The sequence below is a fragment of the Actinoplanes sp. GCM10030250 genome, assembly GCF_042666575.1.
GTDB lineage: Bacteria > Actinomycetota > Actinomycetes > Mycobacteriales > Micromonosporaceae > Actinoplanes.
The window spans coordinates 31,792-49,040 of the sequence record NZ_JBHTDO010000009.1; the positions used below are offsets into that span (position 1 = coordinate 31,792).

11 protein-coding genes are annotated in these 17,249 nt (G+C 71.0%); 4 read left to right on the forward strand and 7 right to left on the reverse strand.

Annotation, left to right across the window (positions count from 1 at the left end; all coding sequences use genetic code 11):
• Positions 1-4: 4 nt before the first annotated feature.
• The 3 genes from ACFQV6_RS14290 to pcaH form a co-directional block, all read right to left on the reverse strand.
• Positions 5-1,207 carry a lyase family protein gene (locus ACFQV6_RS14290; protein ID WP_378027935.1) on the reverse strand — a complete coding sequence of 401 codons (1,203 nt, stop codon included), beginning with the start codon at positions 1,205-1,207 and terminating at the stop codon, positions 5-7.
• A 43-nt stretch (positions 1,208-1,250) separates the two neighbouring features.
• Positions 1,251-1,814 (reverse strand): protocatechuate 3,4-dioxygenase subunit alpha, encoded by a 564-nt coding sequence (gene pcaG / locus ACFQV6_RS14295; protein ID WP_378027936.1) that lies wholly within the window; start codon positions 1,812-1,814, stop codon positions 1,251-1,253.
• Between the two features lie 150 nt (positions 1,815-1,964).
• Positions 1,965-2,711 (reverse strand): protocatechuate 3,4-dioxygenase subunit beta, encoded by a 747-nt coding sequence (gene pcaH / locus ACFQV6_RS14300; RefSeq protein WP_378028101.1) that lies wholly within the window; start codon positions 2,709-2,711, stop codon positions 1,965-1,967.
• Positions 2,712-2,785: 74 nt separating this feature from the next.
• On the opposite strand from pcaH, the gene ACFQV6_RS14305 reads away from it, so the two are divergent.
• Positions 2,786-3,565 (forward strand): IclR family transcriptional regulator, encoded by a 780-nt coding sequence (locus ACFQV6_RS14305; protein WP_378027937.1) that lies wholly within the window; start codon positions 2,786-2,788, stop codon positions 3,563-3,565.
• Between the two features lie 4 nt (positions 3,566-3,569).
• On the forward strand, positions 3,570-4,724 hold the full coding sequence (locus ACFQV6_RS14310; RefSeq protein ID WP_378027938.1) for a 4-hydroxybenzoate 3-monooxygenase: 1,155 nt from the start codon (positions 3,570-3,572) through the stop codon (positions 4,722-4,724).
• Here ACFQV6_RS14310 and ACFQV6_RS14315 read toward each other — a convergent pair.
• Both ACFQV6_RS14315 and ACFQV6_RS14320 read right to left on the reverse strand, forming a co-directional pair.
• Positions 4,718-5,299: a holin gene (locus ACFQV6_RS14315; protein ID WP_378027939.1), complete on the reverse strand. Its 582-nt coding sequence runs from the start codon at positions 5,297-5,299 to the stop codon at positions 4,718-4,720. The two genes, ACFQV6_RS14310 and ACFQV6_RS14315, sit on opposite strands and share 7 nt — an antisense overlap.
• A gap of 72 nt (positions 5,300-5,371) precedes the next feature.
• Positions 5,372-6,148, reverse strand: coding sequence for a hypothetical protein (locus ACFQV6_RS14320; RefSeq protein ID WP_378027940.1), 777 nt, complete (start codon positions 6,146-6,148; stop codon positions 5,372-5,374).
• Positions 6,149-6,201: 53 nt separating this feature from the next.
• Between ACFQV6_RS14320 and ACFQV6_RS14325 the strand changes: the two genes are divergently transcribed.
• A complete protein-coding gene (locus tag ACFQV6_RS14325) occupies positions 6,202-7,653 on the forward strand; it encodes a DedA family protein (protein WP_378027941.1) in 1,452 nt (483 codons plus the stop codon).
• A gap of 220 nt (positions 7,654-7,873) precedes the next feature.
• Here ACFQV6_RS14325 and ACFQV6_RS14330 read toward each other — a convergent pair whose 3' ends face one another.
• Positions 7,874-9,667, reverse strand: a complete 1,794-nt coding sequence (locus tag ACFQV6_RS14330; protein WP_378027942.1) for a CocE/NonD family hydrolase — start codon at positions 9,665-9,667, stop codon at positions 7,874-7,876.
• A 128-nt stretch (positions 9,668-9,795) separates the two neighbouring features.
• Here ACFQV6_RS14330 and ACFQV6_RS14335 point away from each other — a divergent pair, with 128 nt between their 5' ends.
• Complete coding sequence (locus ACFQV6_RS14335) at positions 9,796-11,805, forward strand: M6 family metalloprotease domain-containing protein (protein ID WP_378027943.1); 2,010 nt, start codon at positions 9,796-9,798, stop codon at positions 11,803-11,805.
• A gap of 60 nt (positions 11,806-11,865) precedes the next feature.
• Here the strand turns inward: ACFQV6_RS14335 and ACFQV6_RS14340 are convergent, their stop codons facing one another.
• The gene (locus ACFQV6_RS14340; RefSeq protein ID WP_378027944.1) at positions 11,866-17,184 is read right to left on the reverse strand and encodes a GH92 family glycosyl hydrolase; all 5,319 of its coding nucleotides are present in this window, start codon (positions 17,182-17,184) and stop codon (positions 11,866-11,868) included.
• Positions 17,185-17,249: the final 65 nt, after the last annotated feature.

A 17,249-nucleotide genomic window follows, 5' to 3' on the forward strand; every position in this document is an offset into this window, starting at 1 on the left:
CGTCTCACTCCTTGGCCCGGGCGAGGACCGCGTCGATGATCTGGTCGGTGGCGCCGAGGTAGGGCTCGTCGGGTGCCGCTTCCGGTGCGACCGACCGCTGCTCGGCGTCGACGCCGGGCCGGGCCGCGGCCAGGTTGGCGGTCATCCAGGAGGTCTCCACGTGCAGTCCGGCGAGCAACTCGGCGGTCTGCGAACCGGCGGTGACCGTGTGCCGGGCGAGCGTGCGCAGGGTGGCCCATTCGACGTGCCAGCCGCCGTCGGGCCGCTCGTCGACGGCGGCGGCCGCGGCGGCGTGCACGGTGGCGGCCAGGGGTGGCCCGGCCAGCGCGGCCCGGCGCACCAGGATGGCCAGCACCGGGTTCTGCTTGTTCGGCATCGTCGAGGAGCCGCCCCGGCCCCGGACCGCGCCCTCGGTCAGCTCGTGGATCTCCGGGCGGGCCGCGACGAGGATGTCGTTGGCGATCCGGCCCCAGGCGTCGGTGCAGGTCACCAGCGCGTCGGCGGCGCCGGTGAGCGGCGCGCGGGCGGTGTGCCAGGGCGTGCGGGCCGGCAGGCCGAGGGCGGCCGCGGTGGTCTCGACTAGGTCGGTGACAGCGGCGGGCGATCCGGCGAGGGCGACCGGGGCGGCGAGGCTGCCGGCCGCGCCGCCGATCTGCACCGCCAGGCGGTCGGCGGCGGTGTCCAGGCTGTCACGGGCGTCGAGCACGCCGGTCAGCCAGGTCGCTGCCTTGAGACCGAAAGTGATCGGTACGGCATGCTGGGTCAGGGTCCGCCCGGCCATCAGCGTGCCCCGGTGCTCCCCGGCGAGCCGCGCGAGCGTGGTGATCTGGCCGGCCAGGTCGTCGCGAACCCGGGCCAGCACGTCACGCAGGCACAGCACGAGACCGGTGTCCAGGACGTCCTGGCTGGTCAGGCCCTTGTGCAGCAGCTCGGCGGCGGCGGGATTGCGATCGCCGAGCCGGGACCGGAGCAGTTTCAGCAGCGGGATGACCGGGTTGCCGCCGGACTCGGCGTCACGGGCCACGGCCGGGACGTCGCCGGGGCCGGTCAGTCCGGTGAGGTCGTCACGCGCGCCGGGGCCGGCCACGCCGTGCAGGACCAGGGCGTCCAGCCAGGCGGCTTCGACCCGGACCATCGCCTCGAGAACGGCGGCGCCGGTGAACAGGCCACCGGCACGGTCGTCACCGGGCCAGAGGAGATCGCTCAAGGCGTACCCCTGCATGGCCTGGAAAGCGCGCAAGCGCGTTGTCTCATGCCCAGGCGTCCCGGAGCCGGGGATAGGTGAGGAAGACCGTCTCGCCGTCGCCCTGAAGACGGACGTCGAAGATCAGGCCGTCCGGTTCCCGGGTCGTGATCAGCGTGGACCGGCGGTCCGGCGCGACCGACTCCAGGAGGGTGTCGCGGGCCAGCACGTCCGGGTCGTCGGGCAGGTAGGCGCGCGTGAAGAGCCGGTCCAGCAGGCCGCGGGCGAAGACCGTGACGGCGAAGAACGGAGCGCTGCCCGGCTCGGTCGCACCCGGCTCCAGCGTCGAGAACTGGTAGTGGCCGTCCGGGTCGGTGGCGGCCCGGCCCCAGCCGGTGAAGGTCCACCCGTCGCGGCGCAGCGACCCCGGCTCCCGCAGGACGTGACCCCGCGGGTCGGCCTGCCAGATCTCCAGAACCGCGTCGGGCACCGCGTTGCCGTCGCCGTCGGTGACCCGGCCGTGCAGCCGGACGGCACGCGGATGGGCCGGCGGGACCAGCTCGTTCATCCGCGGGAACTCGAGGCCGAGGTGGAAGAAGGGGCCGACGGTCTGGCCCGGTACCGCGCTCATGGCGCCACCTCCGCTGCGCTCCGGCGTCGCCATGAGCTGAAAGCTGAGCCTGATGATTCGCTCGCAAGCTCACTCATGGCGCCACCTCCGCTGCGCTCCGGCGTCGCCATGAGCCGAAGGCTGAGCCTGATGATTCGCTCGCAAGCTCGCTCATGCAGCTTCCTCAGTGTCCGACTCGAGTGGCGTGCGGTGGGTGCCGGAGAGAACTACGTCCCAACGGTATCCGGTGCTCCACTCGGGCGTGGTGAGGTCGTGGTCGTACTGGGCCACCAGCAGTTCCCGCGCTTTCGGGTCGGTGATCGACTGATAGATCGGGTCCAGCGCGAAGAGCGGGTCGCCCGGGAAGTACATCTGGGTGACCACCCGCTGGGTGAAGTCGAGGCCGAAGAGCGAGAAGTGGATGTGCGCCGGGCGCCACGCGTTGACGTGGTTGCGCCACGGGTACGGCCCCGGCTTGATCGTCTGGAACCGGTACGACCCGTCCGGCCCGGTGATGCAGCGGCCGACCCCGGTGAAGTTCGGGTCGTGCGGCGCCGGGTGCTGGTCGCGCTGGTGCCGGTATCGTCCCGCCGCGTTCGCCTGCCAGACCTCGACGAGCTGGCCCGCGACCGGGCGCCCGTCACCGTCGAGGACCCGCCCGGACACCACGATCCGCTCGCCGATCGGGGTGCCGGAGTGCTGGATGGTCAGGTCCGCCTCGTCGTCGGCGACGTCGCGGTGACCGAAGGCCGGTGCCCACAGCTCCACCGACTCCGGGTCGATCAGGTGCGCCGGCTGCTTCGGGTGCCGCAGGACGCTGCTGCGGTACGACGGGTAGTCGAGTCTCGGCTGCGGACCGCCCGGCTGCTGGGCAGCCGCCTCGATCTCGGCGCTGATGTCGGCTTGTGACAACTCCATGTTCACGCACCGGACGCTAGGCGGTTCCCGGCGTTCCGGCGATACTCTTCTTCCATTCAGTGGAAGGGGGGCTCATGGGGGCCAGCGTCACGTCACGCGCGCTCGACCTTCTGGGCGCCTTCGACGGTGCGCATCGCAGCCTCTCGCTGACCGACCTCGCCCGGCGGGCCGGTCTGCCCCTGGCCACCGCGCATCGCCTGGTCGGCGAGCTGCATCGGTGGGGTGCGCTGACCCGCGAGCCCAGCGGTGATTACGTGATCGGGCGCCGGATCTGGCAGCTCGGGCTGCTCGCTCCGGTGCAGAGCGGGCTGCGCCAGGCCGCTTCCCCATTTTTGCATGATTTGTACGGCACAACGCTCGCCACCGTGCATCTGGCTGTTCGGGACGGCATCGAGGTGCTCTACGTCGAGCGGCTGGCGGGGCACGTGTCGGTGCCCGTGGTGAGCCGGGTCGGGTCGCGGTTGCCGATGCACGCGACGGGGGTGGGGAAGGTGCTCCTCGCGTACGCGCCGGAGGAGGTGCGCGCCGAGGCTCTGGGGCGGCTGGTGCGGATCACGGCGTACACCGTCACCCAGCCCGCCCGGCTCCTGGAGCAGCTGCGCCGGGTCCGCGCCGAGGGCTACGCGACCACCGGCGAGGAGATGAGCCTCGGCGCCTGCTCGGTGGCGGTGCCGGTACGCACCGGGGACACCGTGGTGGCCGCCCTCGGGATCGTCGTGCCGGATCTGCGCCGCCAGCTGCCACGGCTGGTGTCCGCGTTGCAGGTGGCGTCCAACGGGATCGGGCGAACGCTGACGGCTTCCACTGGATGGAATCAGGGTCTTGCCGGGGCACGTGCCGCTGCCGAAGGCTGAGGTCATGCGTACCCAGGTCGCCATCATCGGCGCCGGCCCGGCCGGTCTGCTCCTCTCTCATCTCCTCGCCCAGGGCGGGGTTTCCTCGGTGGTCCTCGAGATCCGCTCCGAGGAGTACGTGGCGGCCCGGATCCGCGCCGGGATCCTGGAGCACTCCAGTGTCGAGCTGCTGGAGTCGGCCGGGCTCGGTGACCGGATCCGCAGGGAGGGCGATCATCACCGGGGGATCTATCTGCAGTGGCCGGGTGAGCGGCACCATCTCGACTTCGAGAACCTCGTCGGGCGCTCCGTCTGGGTCTACGGGCAGACCGAGGTGCAGAAGGATCTGGTCGCCGCCCGTGCTGCGGACGGCCAAGAGATCCACTACGAGGTGTCGGACGTCCAGTTGTTTGACGAATTCGTGACTTTTACTGACAAGGCCGGCGTGTCTCACCGGCTGGACTGTGAGGCGACAGCCGGCTGTGACGGCTCGTTCGGGCCTTCGCGCCACGCCGTGCCCGCGGCGAAAACCTTCGAGCGCGTCTACCCGTACTCCTGGTTCGGGATCCTCGCCGACGTCGCGCCCTCCACCGACGAGCTCATCTACGCCTGGCACCCGAACGGGTTCGCCCTGCACTCGATGCGCTCGGCAACGGTGAGCCGCCTCTATCTTCAGGTGCCGAACGGGACCGACCCGGCCTCGTGGTCCGACGACCGGATCTGGGAGGAGCTGGCGACCCGGCTCGGGCACGGGCAGAACGGCTGGAAACTCACCCCCGGGCCGATCACCGACAAGAGCGTGCTGCCGATGCGCAGCTACGTGCAGACACCGATGCGGCACCGGAACCTCTACCTCGCCGGGGACGCCGCGCACATCGTGCCGCCCACCGGCGCCAAAGGCCTCAACCTCGCGATCGCCGACGTCGCGCTGCTCAGCAGGGCCCTGATCGCGCAGATCAAGGAGGGGAACCCGGCGCTCGCCGACCGGTACTCCGGCGACGCGCAGCGCCGGGTCTGGCGATGCACACACTTCTCCTGGTGGATGACGACGATGCTGCACACGTCCGGCGACCCGTTCGACGCCGAACTGCAGCTGTCCCAGCTGCGCTGGGTGGCGAACAGCGAGGCCGGCGCTACGGGGCTCGCCGAGAATTACGCCGGCCTGCCGATCGGTTACTGAGGTTTCGTGTCCGTCGCGGCTGCAGCCTGGGCAGGCGGTGCCGCGGGTGTGCCTTCGGGTGGGTTCGTCGCCTCGATCGTGGGCGGCGCCGGGGCGTGGTCGACGGCCTCCCGGTACGTGCCGGTGGGCAGCGTGGACGGGCTGGCGTCGGGCGGAACCTGCCCGTTCGGTGCGGCCGGCTCCCGGGCGAGGAGCCCCTTGCCCAGCGAGGCGAGCGTGGCCAGGAACGCGACGTTCAGCGCGGCACCCCAGTCGAACGTCGTGATGTCGAAGACCCCGGCCACCATCGACCCGGTCAGCGCACCCAGGAACGTCTTACCCAGGCGGACCAGCAGGTCGGGCCAGAACGACAGGTTGCTGAACTTGCCCAGGTACTGAACGCCGGTCAGCAGTGCCGAGGCCACGAAGGCGCTGACCGCCAGCGTGATCGCCTGCTTCCACGGCAGCTGACCGACCGCGCCGGCCCCACCGGCCAGCAGGGTCGCGACGAACACCTGCCCCGCCGACCACCCGGCACGCTCCAGGAAGTCCAGCGCGACTGCTCTCCATTTAGGAACTGTCTGCATCACGGACATAGACCCTCCTCTCTTCGAAGGTCACCGATAATCCTCCGAACGGCGGATCAGCGCGCGCACGGGGTCGCCGGATCAGCGCGCATGCGGGGTCTGGGCCGATCGCCGGATCAGCGCGCGCACGGGGTCGCCGATCGCCGGATCGATCGGATAGCGGTGCGCGAGCCAGTCGAGGATCGCCAGCGCGGCGGCCGCGTTGCCGGTGTAGCCGGGAACCATCGCGGCGAGCGGCAGCGCATCCGGCGGGTACGCCCGCTCCACCCGCCGCGACGCGTCGAACGGGTCGCGGTAGGGCGGTTCGCCGCCGCTGAGCCGGGCCAGCGCGATCACCCCGTCCACGGCCCGGGTCTGGATCATCCGGGAGGCGGCCAGCCGCTCACCGCGCAGCTCCCGGTGCATCCCGGTGTAAAGGCAGGTCAGTGCGTCGTTCAGGTGGTAATCGGCGGAGTCGTAGGGAGTGTGCGGCAGGGATGCCTGACTCTCGGCCAGCCCGGGCGGCGCACCGGTCCGGCGCCACACGATCCGTGCGCCGGAGAACGGGACCTTCGTCAATTCCGCGACGGTGACCACCCGGTACTCGGCGAGGACGCCGTCCTCATACAGGGCCCGGCGGCCGTCGCGCTCGTGGGCGAAGCTGAACACCACCGGTCCGGGCACTTCCAGCCAGTCGGTGCGGTCCACGTACCGCCACTTCGCCCCGTCCGCGACCACCAGCAGGAAATCCAGGTCGGAGTGCTCGTCCAGGCGGGCCCGCTGGGCGCCGGCCGAGCCGAGACCGAGCACGGCGACGGTGTCGTCACGGGCTCCGAGGTGGGCGGCGAGATCATCAAGACGGCGCAGGATGAGGTGCATACCTAGGGAGCATCACCGATCCCCCTCGATCCCCCAAGCCCTACGTTTTCGATGTGCTGAACGATCTGCTCGGCGGGCTGCCTCCGGTCCTGGTCTATCTCGTCGTCGCCGTCCTGGTCACGGCGGAGACGGCCCTGGTCGCCGGTCTGGTGCTGCCGGCGGCGACGGCTCTGGTCGCACTCGGGTTGCTCGCCAACGCGGGGGTGGTGCCGCTGGTGCCGGCGCTGGCGGTCGCGGCCGGGTCGGCGCTGCTCGGTGGCAACCTGGCGTTCCGGTCCGGCGCCCGTCGTGCCGGTCTCCCCCGCGCCGGGCTTTCTCTCGACCGGGGCCCGCGGCCTCTTGACCGGGGCCTGCGGCGCGCCGAGAAGCTGTTCGGCAGGCACGGCGGGCGGGCGATCTTTCTCGGACAGTGGGTGGTGGGCGCGCGTACCCTCATGCCTCGGCTGGCAGCGCGCGGTCGCGTACCCCATCGCACTTTCGCGGCCTGGCACACGCCGGCGGCGATCCTCTGGTCCTTGTGGATGGTCGGCGCGAGCTACGCGGCAGGGGCCTCCTACGACGTCCTAGCCGCGCGCGCCGGTCGCGCGACCGGCGCGCTGGCCGCGCTGACGCTGCTCATTCTCGGACTGATTCTGGCGGGTCGATGGTTCGGTCAAAACCCCGATTCGGTACGGGCAATCGCGCGCCTCCTCCCCCGCGGCAGCCGCTGGTGGCCCCACCCGGCACACCCGGTCATCGCGGCCGGACTCAGCCTCGGCCTGCTCACCTCACTCGCCGTCCTCCTCGTCGCGGTGATTCCTCCGGTGGTGCGCTTCAGCGGCCTGGCCGCAACGGATGACGCGGTCGCGGAGTGGACCCGTTCGCAGTGGACGTCCGACGGTTATCTGTTCGCGCTCGAAACCGCCACCACGTTCGTCCCCGAGGCCCTGATCGCCCTCGCCGTCGTGGTCTCCCTGCTCCGCTGGTTCTGGCCTCGCCCGCTCTCCCGCTCCCTGTCGGGTTCGCGGCGGAACGGGTGGGCCGGACTACTCGAAGCCATCGGCCCGGTGCTTCCCGCCGTGATCCTGGCTGCCGTCCTGTCCCAAGCCGTACCGCCCGGCTGGCGCGCCGCCGAAACGCTCGTCTTCCCCGCACCGGCCGAGTTCGACGGAAGCGTCCCGCTCGACGCCGCCGCGATGGCCCTCGCCACCATGTCAGCCGGGCAAACCGCCCAGGTCGCCGCCGCCGCGGGCCTCCTCGCCTGGCTGGTCGCCCGCGGTCTGCCCTGGTCCTGGCAGGTCACGGTCTGGACCGCCGCCGCACTGGGCACAGCCATCTGCGCGGGCTCCTGGGTCTACCTCGGCTGGAGCCGCCTGAGCGAGACCGTCGCCGCCCTCATCCTCGGCGCGGCCTGGGCCGCGGTGAACGCCGCCGTCTGGTCCGGCCGCACCACCCGTCCCGAACCCACAGCCGTGCTCCCCCAGCTGGCGCTGAGCGCTGCCTCTTCCGCTCCGGGACGGCCCTGACGCCCAGCCGGGCGGGCCGGCTGGGCGTCAGGGGCGCCTCCGGCCGCGAAAAGCGACGCTGAGCGCCAGCCAGGCGGGCTGGCTGGGCGTCAGGGGTGGCTCCGGCCGCGAAAAACGACGCTGAGCGCCAGCCAGGCGGGCCGCCCGGGAGCGCTCATGCCGTGATGTGGCAGCTGCCCGGCCGGTCGGGCGGCCGGGCAGTCCACGCGGTGGCGGCTCGTCAGGACCGCTGGCGCAGGGCGAGCGGGAAGGTTCCCTCGCCGACGCCGGTGAGCGTGCGGGTGTATTGCCTCAGGTAGGTGTCGAGGAACGGCGACCGATCGCCCTGGGTAGGCACGTCGAGCCGCGGGTTCTGCAGCGCGAGGTTCAGCCGCGCGCGGGTGACCTCGATCGTGTTGCCGCTCGGGGTGTCGCGCCAGCTTGCGCTGCCGATCGTCCCGATCTGCACACCCAGCTGGTGGCCCACCTCCAAGGTCCAGTCCGTGGATTTCAGGTCGAACGCGACGCGGCCCGCTCGTTCGATCAGCGCCACGTTCTCGTCGAACATCACCGCGGTCCCGTCCGGAGCGACGTCCCACAGCCGCACCATGACGTTGCCCAGCGCGCCGGCGTTCAGCGTGATCCGCGGGGTGGCGGTGATCCGCAGCCGGGACGTGACCGGCGTGGAGAAGCTGAAATAGCTGTGCGCGTCGGCGGCCGCCGGCAAAGGTGCGAGACGCAGACCGGCGGGCGGGGCGGGATCGGTGAAGTGTTCCATGTCCCACTGCTGGCCGGCGGGCACGTTCAGCGTCGAGGCGATGCCGTCGTCGACGTACGTTCCGTTCGACAGCGCCGCCGTGGTGTTCGACGACGGCGCCGGCCAGGTGCGCTGTGCGCGCCACGCGCCGGTGTTGTCCTCGATGGCGTAGGCCGGATCCTGGACCGCCGGCCGGGCGCCCTTCAGGTAGCGGTCGTAGAAACGCATGACCTCGTCGAAGAACCCGGCGCGGCCCATGAGCAGCTGGCCCTGATCGTTCGTCTCGTTGCCGCGGACGTGCTCCCACTGCCCCAGCCAGCCCCGCTCGACGCCGTGGTGGTTGTCGAGGAATTCCTCCATGTCCTCGGGCTTGGTGTTGTTCTCGATGAAGCCCTGCGTGACGAAGAGCGGGGTGTTCGTGCCTCTGGCCTGGGCGGCGAGGTTGCGGGCGCGCCAGTAGGACGAGCCCAGGTCGGGATTGTTGTTGTTCGTGAGGTTGTCGGCGAGGCACTCGGGGTGGCTCTGCTCGTACGCCGCGTTGGCCTGGTAGCGGGCGGTGTCATCGGGCAGCGGCGCCATCGTGGCGATGCCGTTGTAGGCGTTCGGGGTGCCGGTCACGTTGGGCCGCGGAACCCCGTTGCTGAACAGGTAGTTGTACATGTTCCACACCGGTTCCTGAGCCACGACGGCTTTCAGCGCCGGGAGACGCAGATTGTTGCCGACGAGCCCGGTGACGGCGTCGTACGACTTGCCGTACATGCCCACCTTGCCGGTCGACCACGGTTGCGTCGCCGCCCACCGGATCGCGGCCTTCACGTCCGCCTGCTCACCCGGGCCCACCCAGTCGAGGCAGCCGGTGCTCCCGCCGAAGCCACGCAGGTCGACCATGACGTAGGTGTAGCCGCGGGCGAAGAGGCCGGTGCCGCTGGTGAAGTCCGCGAACCGGCTGGACGGGCCGGTCCGGGTCCAGCCCTCCGGCCCGGTCTGGCCCGCGTGGCTGAAGTACGAGCTGACGGCGAGGATCACCGGCGTCCTGGCGCGCGCCGGCAGGTTCGCCGGCCGCAGGACGTCGGCGTGGAGCTCGACGCCACTGTTGTCGGCGGATGGGAAGTAGGCCTCGGTCCACACCGCGCCCTCGGGTACGCGGGGGTTCTCCTCGTGGGTGACGCCCGCCGGGGCGGCCGGCGGCGCGGCAGCGGCGGCGGTCGCCGCTCCACCTGCCGCGAGAGCGGCAACCGTGATCATCGCGACGAATGTTGCCCGTCTGCGTAGACTCACTTGACCTCCAATGAATCGACCGGGATCTCTGCCGTCCTGACGCTAGCGTGCTGCCGTTCCTTGTGGAGTGAGCCGGGTCGGCCGTTTGCCCCATTGATTGGTGTCAATAGCCTTGCCAGGATGACGCCATGACGACGGGGCGACGGCTGTTCTCGGCACTGTCCGTAGCGACGCTGGTGGTGGCCGGCGCCCTCAACGCCGCACCGGCGACCGCCGCGCCGCCCGGCGGAGATCCGGAAACACCGTGGCGGATGCGGCACTGGCCGCAGACGCAGCCGTGGCAGGTCGACGAGGTGTCCGCACTGGGGCACCCAGCCGGCGCGCCGCAGCCGATCGACCCCCAGCGCTACGAGCTGCCGGACACGATGACCTGGGACGACTACCGGGCTGTGCCGGGCACCGACTGGGCCGACCCGGCGGTGCGCGGCTCGGAACGCACCTTCAACGGCGCCCTGGTGCTCCTCGACTACCCGAACCAGCCGTTCGTGGTCACCCAGCCGGCGAACTCCACGATCTACGGGAACCCGTCCGGCGTCGAGAATCTGGACCGTTCCGAGGTGCCGGCGTTCTATCGGGACTTCCTCAACAAGCCGGGCGCGCTCAACCGGGGCCACACCATCCACGAGTACTGGATGGAGGACTCGAACGGGCGCTTCGGCATCGACCTGAGCGCGTTCGGCGTCTACCAGATGCCGCACGAGAGTCACGAGTACGGCATCGAGAGCTCCATGCAGCGCGGCCTGGGCTGCCCGGGCGACGACGTGTGCGGGCGTGATCTGCGGGCCGACGCCCGCGCGGCCTGGATCGCCGCGGTCGGCAAGCAGGAGGCGGCCTCGTACGATTTCGTGTTCTTCCTCTCGGCGGGCCAGGACGAGTCGGCCACCTGGCAGGAGTTCGGCCAGATGAAGTTCACCACCAAGGAGGACGTCAGCGAGGAGTTCGGCCCGCCGGATGAGTCACTGCCGAACTGGAACGCGACCCGCTACGTCGAGTGGACGTCCTGGCAGGCCTCGGCGAACATCTGGCCGAACGCCACCCAGGGCAGCTCGCTGCAGGCGGAGAGCTCGGGCATGTCGACGTACGCGCACGAGTTCAGCCACATCCTCGGCATCGGCGACAACTACAACAACCCGTACTCCGTGCCGGCGCGCCGCGATTACAGCGGGCCGTGGGAGATGCTGAGCCGCGGCACGTTCAACGGCCCCGGCGGACCGCACAGCCGGTGGCTGATCCCGGGGACCGCGGGCTCCTCGATGGGCGCGCAGCACATGCTGCGCAACAAGATGAAGCTCGGCATCGTCGACGACGCCGCGGTGCTCAAGCTGTCCCGCGACGCGCTCGCCCAGTCCGGCGTCGTGGTGACCCGGGTGACGGCGCGCGCGGTCGACCCGGCCGGGCGCCGGCTGGCCGGCATCAATGTGACCCTGGACGGCGGCGACCGCAGCCCCTCCTGCAACACCGCGACGGATCCGTACTGCGACGGCGGCGGATACAACAACTACACGCTCGAAGTGGTCGACCGGATGGGCTTCGACTCGTTCACCCCGGACTCCGGCGTGCTGCTCGCCAAGACGAAGAACGCCGACGCCGCGCCGTTCATCTGGACCGTCGACGCCAATCCGCAGGACATCGACAAGGTCGACTTCGTGCTGCCGGACGGCACGCCGCAGAAGATGACCATCGGCGACTACCGGCAGCTCTCCGACGCGCTGTTCCACGCCGGCACCGGCTCGGGCAGCCAGTTCGAGTACGCGGACACGGCCAACCGGCTGCACTTCTACGTCCTCGACCGGCGGCGGGACCGGCACGGCGTGCTCTCGTACGAGGTCGCGGTGCGCTCGCTCGACGGCGCCGGGCCGTCCACCCGCGGTGTGCGGGCCTCGTCGGCCACCGCTCGCCCCGGGCCGTCCGGCTGGGCTCGGTGCACGATTCCGATCCGCAACACCAGCCGGAACGCCGACGTCTTCCGGATCTCGGCGCCGGGGGCAGTGCTGCCCCGGGCAGTCGTCGGGGTGGCGGGCCGTCAGCCGGCCTCGGTCGAGGTCTACGTCAAGGGCGTGCGGGCGGTGGCGGTCGAGGTCAGGTCGGAGAGTGACCCGGGCGCGACCGCCGTGACCTCCTGCACCGTTCGACGGTGACGTCCTGGTCACCCGAGGCGGGGGTGGACAACCGGCGACGGCCGGTTGTCCACCCGGGACTCAGCCGGTGACGGTGAAGGGCTGCTCGACAGTGGTCGCGGAGTCGGTGCCGGTCAGGGTGAGGGCGGCGGGACCCGGGACCGCGGTGCCCGGCACGCTGACGGTGGCGCCGGAGACGATGCCGTCGGCGTTGGCACGCAGGGTGACGGCCGGACCGGCGCCGAGCGTGCCGGTGACGGTCTCGTTGGGCGCGAACCCGGAGCCGTCGACGGTGATCGCCGTGCCGCGCGGTCCGGAGGTGACCGAAAGGGACACCTCGGGGTCGTATGCGGGCCGGTCCGGCTGCGAGGCCGGCGGGACAGTGGTGGTCACCGTCGCCGCCGAGGCTGCCTGACCCACCGTCACGGCGAGCGTGGCGGTGATGCTCGACAGCGCGTCCCAGGCGGTGACGTGAACCGTGTAGACGCCGGGCTGAGCGTAGGTGTGGCTCCCGCTGATCACCCCGGCCGCGTCAACCGTGGCGTCCTGCGGAACCGTGCCGTCCCCCCACTGAACACGGGCGTGGTAGGCGGGAACGCCACCGGTCACCGCACCGAGCTGGGCGGCGAGCGCCTGCCCCGCGGTAGCCGTCTGGTCAGGCCCGGCCGCCAGCGACAAGGAGGCCCGGGGCGTGCCGTCGTCGGCGACCGCGAAGACGTGGATGCGGCCCGCCGAGCCCGGGTCACCGGACTGGACCGGCAGGGTCACCGAGGCCAGCCGCTTACCCTCCGGGATCCGGTACGGCGCGGTGGCGAACAGGAACGGCTGGGCGCTGTCCCGATCGGTCCCCCGCAGCCGGTACTCGTTCTTCGCGACGATGACGTTGCCGTACGACGGGGTGCCGTTGGCGTTGCCGCCCAGGGTCCAGTCGCTCATCTGGATCGGGAGGGCCGCGGTGCTGCCGTCGGTGAACGTCGCCGTGCCGGTGGTGCTCTGGTTGCCCTGGGTGCCGGCGCCGATGAACGAGATGCTCGTGGCGTCGGACGGCAGGTCGAGCGCGATCGTCCGGCCGTTGCCGATCGCGTTGTCGGGCTGCCCGGCCGGGGTGGCGGGCAGGGTGAATCCCAGCGCGGTCCCGGGCACGGTGACCCGCTTGCCCTGGGTGACGCCGGCTGCCGCGAGGGCGGTCCGGGAGTATGCCCAGTTCTTCGCGTCGCAGTTGGCGCCGAGCACACCCTCGTCGCCGATGCAGACGGTGTCGAACGCGGCGGTCAGGCCGGACTCCGGAGCGTAGGCCACGTCGACGCCGACAGTGGCGGCATCCTGGCTGGTCCCGTCGGTCACCGTGACCGCGGCCTGGTAGAAGCCGGGCTTCGCGTACGTGTGGGAGCCACTCACCCGGTAGACGGCTCGCGAGCTCAGGGCGACGGTGCCGGCGCTGACCGGCGAGCCGTCACCCCAGTCGACGGTGGCCTCGTAGCCCTCCGCGGAACCACCGGTGACGGTGGCCAGCGGAACCGACACCGCGGCGCCGGAGCGGGCCGGGACCTCGGCCGCGCCGGTCACCGTGACGGCGCCGCCGCCGAGCTGGACGTCACCGCCGGCCAGCAGTTCGATCTCGGCGAGGTTCGGCTGGGCGGCGCCGGTGGTCTTCGTGACGACCAGGCGGAACTGTGCGAAGCGCCCGGGCCTGTCGATCTGGAACGGGCGGGTCTGGTTGCGCCAGGGGAACACCTCGCCGCTGCGGCGGTCCACAGTGGTCCAGGTGATGCCGTCGCGGGAGCCCTGCAGCTTCCAGTCGGCCGGGTCGCCGGCGGCGGCACCCGAGGTGAGGGTGTAGTACGTCGGCGCCTGCTTGCTGCCCCGGTACGCCCAGGTGATCTGCGGCGTCGCCGAGGTGAACGTCATCTGGGTGGCCGACGTGTCGTCGAACAGCTTCGCCGCGTCCTGCCCACCGCTGGCGGTCGCCGTGCCGAGACCGGGACCGGTGGTGTCCTGCAACGGCTTCGGCACCTCGGTGCCCCTGGTCAGCGACTCCGGTACGTCACGCGAGCCGGTGCCCCACGACGACGGCTTCGGGCCCATCCGGAACTCGATGGTGCCGCCGCGGGCGAGGGCCGACGAGTCCAGGGAGACCCCGTGGTGGGACCGTCCGTTGACCGTGACGCTTTGGACGTACACATTCCTGATGTTGTTCTTGGGTGCCTTGACCACGATGTCGCCGGTGCGGCGGTGAACGGTCATCTGGGTGAACTGCGGCGATCCGATGGCCCATTCGGGCGACCCGACCTGGAGCGGGTAGAGGCCGAGTGAGCTGAGCAGGTGCCACGCGGACATCTCGCCGTTGTCCTCGTCGCCGAGGTAGCCCTGCCCGATCTCGCTGCCGGCGTAGAGGCGCCGAAGGATCTCCCGCACGAGGGCCTGCGTCTTGGACGGTGCGCCGACGTAGTCGTACATGTAGGGGATGTGGTGCGACGGCTGGTTGCTCATGCCGAGCTGGCCCATCCGGACCGCGCGTGCCTCCAGCATCTCGTGGATGACGCCGCCGTAACCGCCGGGGCGGTCGGCCAACTCCCGTGTCGCGAAGAACTCGTCGAGCTTCTTCTCCAGCGCCTTGCGCCCGCCGTGCAGGTTGGCCAGGCCCTGGCCGTCGTGGGGTGCGGTGAAGGCGAAGTTCCAGCCGTTGGTCTCGGTGTAGACGCCGCCCCAGTCGAGGGGGTTGCCGGCCAGGAAGTTGCCGGCGGCGTCGCGTCCCTGGAAGAAGCCGGTCTTGGGATCGTAGAGGTTGACGTAGTTGCGGGCGCGCTCCAGGAAGTAGCGTGACTCCTCCTTGAGCTGCTCGCGCCTCGCCCGCGGGGTGGCCTGGTCCCTGGCCAGTTCGGCGGCCATGTTGCCGATGCCGTAGTCGTTGACGAAGCCCTCAAGGGCCCAGGACACGGATTCGCCGGTCGAGGTCGGCGTGTAGCCGAGGAACAGCGACGTCTCGATGCCCTTGCGGCCGACCGCGCCGCGACCCGAGGCGACGGTCGCGTCCTTGACCGACGCGTCGTAGGCGGCGAGCGGGTCGGGAAGCTTGACCCCATTGAGGTACGCCTCCGCGAGCGACACGTTCGCACTGGTACCGGTCATCAGGTCGGCGTATCCCGGCGACGACCAGCGGGCGATCCAGCCGCCGTCGCGGTACTGCTGGACGAACCCGTCAGCGATCTTCGCGGCGATGTCCGGGTAGAGCAGCGAGTACGCCGGCCACACGGTGCGATAGGTGTCCCAGAAGCCGTTGTTGACGTAGATCTGGCCGTCGACGATCTTCGCCCCGGTGGCGGTCGGTGTCGACGTGCCGGCCGGCGCCGACACCGGGCTGGCGTACTGCCAGCGGGGGCTCGCGGCGGTGCCGGTGTTCTCCGACTGGGAGTTCGGGTAGAGGTTCAGGCGGTACAGGTTCGAGTAGAGGGTGACCAGCTGCGTCTCGGTCGCGCCGCGCACCTCGACCCGCTGGAGGCGGTCCTTCCAGGCGGCGGTGGCGGCAGCGTGGATCTGCTCGAAGCCGCGGCCGGTGACCTCCAGGTCGAGGTTGCGCCGTGCCTGGTCCACCGAGATGAACGACGTCGCGAACCGCAGGGTCACCTGCTTGTTCGCGGTGATGTCGAAGGTGGCGGAGGTGGCCGCCGTCCTGGCCGGGGCGCGGTCGAACGTGCCGGCGACGAACATCCGGCTGCGGCCGGCGGACAGGCCGCTGCCGTTGTCGACCCAGCCGGTGAGCGCGCCGTCCGCGCCGATCGTGAAGGTGCCGTTGTGCAGGGCCAGGCTGCCCTCGCTGCCCGCCGGGTAGTCGAACTGCATGATGGCGCCGTGGTCCGTCGGCGACATCTGCGCCTTCAGGCCGTTCTGGAAGGCGACCCGATAGAGATCGGGCCGCGCGATCTCGTCGTCGTGCCGGTAGGCGAGCGCGCGATCGCGCGGCTGCCCGGTCAACGACCCACCCTCGGGTACGGGCATGATCGACATCTGGTTCCGATCGCCCATCCACGGACTGGGCTGGTGCGAGATCGCGAGTCCCTGGAGCATCGGCAGGTTGGCGGCGTTGTTGGCCCGCTGGTACTCGTACTCCCAGGAGTTCGAGGTGGCGTTGGTGACCGGGGTGAGGAAGTTGAAGCCGTTCGGCAGCGCCGTGATCGGCAGGTTGTTGCCCCGGGAGAACGAGCCGGACGAGTTGGTGCCGCGGCGGGTGTCGACGTAGTTGGTGAGAGTGGAGCCGTCGATTACGGCCGGCGTGCCCACCACGGCGATGTCGTCGATCCAGCCCTGGAACCGGGTGGCGGCGGTGGCGCCGGGGTTGTCGTAGGCGAGCAGGATCCGGTCGATCGTCTTGCCGCTCGCGACAGCGCCGAGGTCGGACTGCACGGCGTTCCACTCGTCGGTGAAGAGCGCCTTCGACGTGCCCTGGCCGGCGGCCGTGAGCGTGTTGCCGTGCTGGTCGGCGGGTGAGCGCCGGCTGAGGTAGCTGCCGTCGGTGAAGTGCAGGTCGATCGCCGCGTACGTGGACGGGTACTGGCCGTCGGCACCGGTGAACTCGGGGAAGATCTTGTAGGTGAGCCGGGACTTCGGGCCGACCGGGATGTTCACGTCGAAGAGCTTGTTCGTCGTGTAGGAGCGTCCGGTGGTGATGGCGGCGCCGGCGTACCGCAGCGACGCGACACCGCTGAACCCGGCGCTGGGCAGCATGTTGGCGCCTCGTACCGGGCCGGATCCGGCCACGCTGACCATCGGGGTGGCGGGCGGCCGGACGTCGGAGCCGTCGCTGATGTCCCAGTCGGCGAGCTGGATCAGCGAGTCGCCGGAGTTCGCGGTGATGCTCAGCCGGTAGTGGGTGAACGGGGTCGTGTTGGTGAAGCTGTAGGTGTTCGTGGCGAACCGTCCGCCGAAGCTCTGACCGGTCCGCCTGTCCAGGTCGGTCCAGGTCGCACCGTCGGCGGAGCCCTGGAACGTGAAGTCCCTCGGGTCACGGCCGGGCGCGTCGTCGGCGGAGGTCAGCGAGTACTTCACGACGGCCACCGGCGCGGCCAGCCGGTAGGAGACCCAGCCGGCCGGGCTGAACGCCAGCCACTTGGTCGACGAGTCGCCGTCCCGCAGCTTGCCGGCGACCTCGTTCGGCGGGTTCTCGGCGCTGGCCGTCACCGCGTCGACCCGGTCGAGCACGCTGCCGGGCAGGCCGGTGCGGATCGATCCGGTCAGGTTGCCCTGCACCGGGCCGGTCTCGGTGGTACTGGCGGCGGGTTGCTGATCGCCGGATTCGAACGAGGACGCGAAGCTGCCTGCCTTACCCACGGCGTTCGCCGGGGAAGGGACAGCGAGCAGTCCGATCGGCAGAAGCAACGCGCCGGCGACAGCCAACACCCTCATGCGTACTCCCCGGGAACACAGTGGACGCGTGGTAAGTGATCTTCAGCCTCACGGCCACCGGCGAC

Coding starts and splice junctions, on each gene's coding strand:
- ACFQV6_RS14335 (WP_378027943.1), top strand. CDS start 9,796: ATGACGACGGGGCGACGGCTGTTCTCGGCACTGTCCGTAGCGACGCTG.
- ACFQV6_RS14320 (WP_378027940.1), bottom strand. CDS start 6,148: ATGCACCTCATCCTGCGCCGTCTTGATGATCTCGCCGCCCACCTCGGA.
- ACFQV6_RS14340 (WP_378027944.1), bottom strand. CDS start 17,184: ATGAGGGTGTTGGCTGTCGCCGGCGCGTTGCTTCTGCCGATCGGACTG.
- ACFQV6_RS14305 (WP_378027937.1), top strand. CDS start 2,786: ATGGGGGCCAGCGTCACGTCACGCGCGCTCGACCTTCTGGGCGCCTTC.
- pcaG (WP_378027936.1), bottom strand. CDS start 1,814: ATGAGCGCGGTACCGGGCCAGACCGTCGGCCCCTTCTTCCACCTCGGC.
- ACFQV6_RS14310 (WP_378027938.1), top strand. CDS start 3,570: ATGCGTACCCAGGTCGCCATCATCGGCGCCGGCCCGGCCGGTCTGCTC.
- pcaH (WP_378028101.1), bottom strand. CDS start 2,711: ATGGAGTTGTCACAAGCCGACATCAGCGCCGAGATCGAGGCGGCTGCC.
- ACFQV6_RS14315 (WP_378027939.1), bottom strand. CDS start 5,299: ATGTCCGTGATGCAGACAGTTCCTAAATGGAGAGCAGTCGCGCTGGAC.